Raw genomic sequence first — 976 nt, 5'->3', positions numbered from 1 at the left:
ACAGGGCTAAATTTCCTTGAAGATTACTGCCCTAATGGGTTTTATCTTAAAAACGAGCATTTTGATCCTACCTTATACAAGCTAGGCTTATATCTTGGCAAGTTAAGCTTTGAAAAAAAGCAAAACTTCTTTGTGCTTAACTTCACCCCAACTTCCTTGCTAAATTTAAAAGATGAGCTAAATAAAATAAATGAGCTTTGGCTTGATGAGGAAAATAAAAACTACACTTCAAGCATAAAAAGCGAGCATCCTTGCTTTAAAAGCTATCAAGCAAAGAACATAAAAACCCTTTGTCAAAAAACAAAGGCTAATATTATTTTAAGCAAAGCACAAGCCCTTGCTTATATCACAAAGCTTCACTCCTTAAACACAGCTCAAATTCAAGGCTTCGCAGACACCATTAACAAAAAACAAGGCTTAATAGCCTATGCTCCAAGCAATGAGGATTATTTAAAGCTTTTAGAGCTTAAGATCTTAAACAAGGAAGATTTTAATTGGTTTAAAAACGAGGATTTTTTGCCAAAAAACGAAGCCACATTAAGAGTGCTTGATTATCTAAGCTTAAATGAAAAAAACACAGTTATTTTTAATTTTGACGAGCTTTTTTATGCCTATGTGGTGTGGTGTTTAAGCGAATACACCCTTTATGTGCATCAAGGACTTTTGCAAGATAGGCTTAAAATGCTTTTTAACCCAGCTTCTTATATGAAGCCTAGGCATTATGATGAGGTAGAGGAAAAAATGAAGCCATATTTTAATCTTTTATCAAAGGAAGTGGCAAATTTTAAGGATAATATCTACTTAAATCTTGACAATCATCAAGGCTTTTTTAGTATGAATGCAAGTTCTTATCTTTTAAGCGATGAGGGGGGCTTTTTTGATAAAAGATTTGAGGAGTTAAGCTTTAAATCCCCCAACAAAGAAAAGCCACAGCCCTTCAAAGCAAGTGTGCCTCCTCCAATGGCTATGCATAAGG

General features: G+C 34.3%; 1 protein-coding gene. It reads left to right on the top strand.

The window, feature by feature from the left end:
* Window positions 1–976, top strand: a 976-nt coding sequence (locus tag DMC01_RS14135) for a hypothetical protein (protein ID WP_185908967.1), incomplete at both ends; no start/stop codon positions are given.

The sequence above is a fragment of the Campylobacter troglodytis genome (genome assembly GCF_006864425.1).
Classification (GTDB): Bacteria; Campylobacterota; Campylobacteria; order Campylobacterales; family Campylobacteraceae; genus Campylobacter_D; species Campylobacter_D troglodytis.
This window is presented reverse-complemented; position numbering and strand designations above follow the sequence as displayed.